This is a genomic window from Candidatus Bathyarchaeia archaeon (assembly GCA_035935655.1).
Classification (GTDB): Archaea; Thermoproteota; Bathyarchaeia; order 40CM-2-53-6; family 40CM-2-53-6; genus 40CM-2-53-6.
This window is the reverse complement of record DASYWW010000032.1, coordinates 1-3,799: the sequence shown is the minus strand read 5'-3', so window position 1 is coordinate 3,799 and position 3,799 is coordinate 1. Positions and strand designations below refer to the sequence as shown.

The 3,799-nt window shown below is 51.7% G+C and carries 3 protein-coding genes; all 3 read left to right on the top strand.

All coding sequences use genetic code 11. The features are described from left to right. Nucleotides 1-261: 261 nt before the first annotated feature. Entirely contained in the window at nt 262-1,524 is a 1,263-nt protein-coding gene (locus VGS11_05200) for a glycosyltransferase (GenBank protein ID HEV2119484.1), read from the top strand. 36 nt (nt 1,525-1,560) lie between these two features. Then, nucleotides 1,561-3,120: a hypothetical protein gene (locus tag VGS11_05195; protein ID HEV2119483.1), complete on the top strand. Its 1,560-nt coding sequence runs from the start codon at nt 1,561-1,563 to the stop codon at nt 3,118-3,120. 121 nt (nt 3,121-3,241) lie between these two features. Beyond that, nucleotides 3,242-3,799 (top strand): asparagine synthetase B (locus VGS11_05190; GenBank protein ID HEV2119482.1); only part of this gene is annotated, 558 nt, incomplete at its 3' end.

Genomic DNA, 3,799 nt, shown 5'->3' with positions numbered 1-3,799 from the left:
CGTTTTTTCATCATTTAAGCCATTAATTGTTTTCGAAATCCATTCAGCAGCGAATGGAGTTGAAGTTAAAAGCCTCTGCCGCGGCCTCGGCTACGAGATGCAATCCATAGACGCAGACCATTTACTTGCCTTGCAGTAAATCGCGATTGAGGCAAATGTGGCAGAAGCCATGCAAGCGCCATTGCCCATCCAAAATCTTTTTGTCGCTCACGAATACGAGAGTATCCTTCGGTGGGGTCGGAACGGCAACCTCTCGCCCGTTTGGCCGTTCCTGTTTTCAATTTAATCGCACTTGTGAAGACTAAGACTGAAGAACTCAAAATCTTGGCCCTTACAGGCCCTCGCGATCCCATCAGCGACGGTGTCTGGGATTATTGTAGCCGCCTTGCTAGTGCTCTTCGTCCGCGCGACATCGATATGGAGACATACGCGGTAAATTGGAACAAAAGAGGGTGGCTCGCGACCCTCGCCACACTCCGTCGCAGCCTCGCGACAGCTCGTAAAGATTGGGTCTTGCTGCAATATACCGCAATGGGATGGTCACGGAGGGGGTTTCCGTTTGGGGCCGTCGCTGCTGCTATTGCGGCCAAGAGAAGTGGGGCGCGAGTGGGCGTCGTATTCCATGAATCTCGCGGATTCCTAGCAAGAGGCGTATGGGCTCGATTTCGGTTCGTTTGCCAACAACGAGTGATTCGCTGGCTCTATTCACTCTCGGACGCTTCCATATTCACGGTGACGACTGCTTCGATTTTGTGGCTGCGGTCGGACGATCCGAAGGCCTTTTTTATTCCCATCGGATCAAACATTCCAGAGAATACCGCTCTGCGACAGCGCACATCCTCAATTCGTGGCCCAAGTAAGGTTGCTGTCTTCTGCGTGACAAATCGAGATCGGACAGTGTGGGAGGTTGAGGAAATCGCGACTGCCATCCGCCATGTAGTGAAGTCAGTTCCACATATTCAGTTAACCGTGTTCGGCCGGGGAGCAATAGAGGCTCATAATCTGCTCGAGAATGCGCTCGCTGGCAGTGGCACCGAGATTTCGATAATTGGCGTTCTTCCCGAGGAAGAGGTCAATCGAATCTTGAGCGACGCAGATGTGCTTTTGTATGTCCGTGATGTGCTCAATCCCAGGCGCGGGAGCCCTCTCGCGGCTCTTGCGTGCGGCCTGCCAATCGTTGCGTATGGAGATGCGACTAAGAGTTTTCCGTTGAGCGAGGCGGGTGCAGTGCTTGCGCCCCCTGGAGATCGAAGTGCACTTGCACAGGCGCTTGAGAGAGTTCTGACCGACGAATTCTTCTGGAATTCTCTTCACTTGCGTAACTTAAGCGCTTACAAGAAGTATTTCGCCTGGGACGAAATTGCCCGCTGGTTTGCTGTTGTACTGAGAACACCTCGCTTACCGAATCCAGTCTTCATCCTTTCGGAAGCGCCGAGGGCAGAGGGAACAGAGAGAATATCTCTTCATGCGGAATCGCATCCCGCAAGAGGGAATCACCAAACGCAGGAAGCCCCCCATGCGTAATAGAGTCGGAGGTTCTGCCGAACTGGGACGGTCTCGATGATCAGGGCTAGAGCTTCAGCGTTGCGCAACCAGCCCTTAATTTCAATCACGGTTTTTGTGTTCGGAATTTACACTGCATGGAAACTGGGACATTGGATTTCCGACGGTAATTACCAGGAGCTGGCCTATTCCGCCGTCGGGCTTGCATTATTCGCGATCGCTTTCGCTATCGCTCGAAATTGGCGCTCTGGATTTTATCTCTTTCTCGTCTGGCTACTTTTTGAAGATCTCGTCCGGAAATATTTCGGCAACAACATGCTGATTTATTTTGCCAAGGACGCCTTGGCGGGCCTTACCTACGTTGCCCTCTATCTCGCAATTCGTGAAGGACGAGCGAAAAGCTTTCGGCCGCCATTTGTGCTGATCATGAGTCTTTTTTTCTGGCTTGCGGCTCTCCAGGTTTTCAACCCTTATTCGCCGAGCGTTTTTTACGGCGTATTGGGAATGAAAATTGATTTCTATTATGTCCCTCTCATCTTTGTTGGCTATGCGCTAATTCAAAACGAAGCCGATTTGCGTCGATTCCTCATCACTTGCGTACTTCTGGCCACTATCATCTCAGCGCTTGGAATTGTTCAGGCAACCGCCGGCAGCGAAATTTTGAGTCCGGCAAGGCTGGCGCCCAACATTCGTGATTTGGGAAATCTGAGCAAGGTGGCTCCACTTACAGACCAAATGTTTTTGCTCCCAACCTCGGTTTTTGTAAGCAATGGGAGATTCGCTTTTTTTCTCGTGCTGTGCACGATCTTTGGGCTAGGGACTGCGGGCTACTTTGTACTCGCTGGCCTCAAGGGCCGAACTGTTATCTTCACGAGCATCGCGATTATAGCTGTTGCCGTTCTCCTCAGTGGGTCACGCACAGCGCTGCTATACTCCCTTTTCAGCCTGCTTGCACTGACTGTAATGTTTCTCTTGGGCGCTCCCTTGCGCTGGGGACAGGCTCATCGGCTTACCAAAACATTGCGACGCACTTGTATTTTCGTGATGCTCGGTCTCGCGCTATTCATCTTATTATTTCCATCCGCCGCCAGTTCTCGCTGGGCCTTTTATACCCAGACACTCTTGCCAGGCAGTACAGCTTTCCAACTCTCTGATCGAGCTTGGAGCTATCCGATGCAGAATCTCGCCGACGCATTTTCCAGTCCGCACTGGGTCGTCGGGAATGGCACAGGAACTGCGTCATTGGGTATCCAATATGTCAGCGCTTTTCTCAAGAGACCAGCTCCCGAAGTTTGGGTCGAGGAGGGGTACGGTCAATTGATCGCGGAATTGGGAATCTTAGGGCCGATTCTTTGGATATTCTGGACTGCAACTCTTTTGCGAACCGCGTGGAAAGCCATTCGCCCGCTGCGTCAAACGCGATTGTTCCCACTGGCCATCGCGATTCTGTGGTATGCATTTGTTCTTCTGTACCCTCTGACATACCTCGGCCTCGATATCTTTCAAAATTTCGTGAACAACGCGTTTCTGTGGCTTTTGATCGGTATTCTTTTTCGGCTGCCCGAGATTTCGTCGGCGAAATCGCTCAACTCGTGCATCGATGCAAGGATTTCTTGAAAGTGACGAAGAACGATCTTTCAGTGGTGGCTGCGAGGACAATCTGTAAGGCATTGCCGGGACAGCTTCGGATTTCGCTCAGGAGCGCTTTAAGAGCACGGCCGAGCACATGGTCACTGCATTGTCACACCGTGGGCCCAACAGTCACGGGGTTACATTGGCGGCAGATTGTGCGCTCGGAAACACCCGATTGGCAATTATTGATCTGAGCGAGCGCGGGCACCAACCTATGGCCAACGATGATTCATGTCTCTGGATCACCTACAACGGCGAATGCTACAACGCGGATGAATTGCGAACGCAGCTTTTCACGCGAGTGCATCGGAATCGCTCAAATACCGATACAGAAGTAATTCTCCATCTCTATCAAGAGTTCGGAGAAGCTTGCGTCGACAAACTCCGCGGAATGTTTGCTTTTGCCGCATGGGATACCAAGAACCATCGGTTGTTCCTCGCGCGAGATCGAATCGGTATCAAACCTCTTTACTATGCCGCGGTCCCAGAGGGGTTCTTGTTTGCGTCAGAACTTAAGGCACTACTTGCATCAGGTTTAATTGCTCGCAAGCTCGACCCAGCCGGAATTCATGCTTTTCTTGAGCTGGGACATATTCCTCCACCATGGACTGCAATTCGCGGCCTCTTCCCTCTTGAACCAGGACACATCGCAGTCTGGCAGGAT

Bases quoted from the DNA above. Each gene is read 5' to 3' on its own strand.
- VGS11_05195 (HEV2119483.1), top strand. From the start codon at position 1,561: ATGATCAGGGCTAGAGCTTCAGCGTTGCGCAACCAGCCCTTAATTTCA.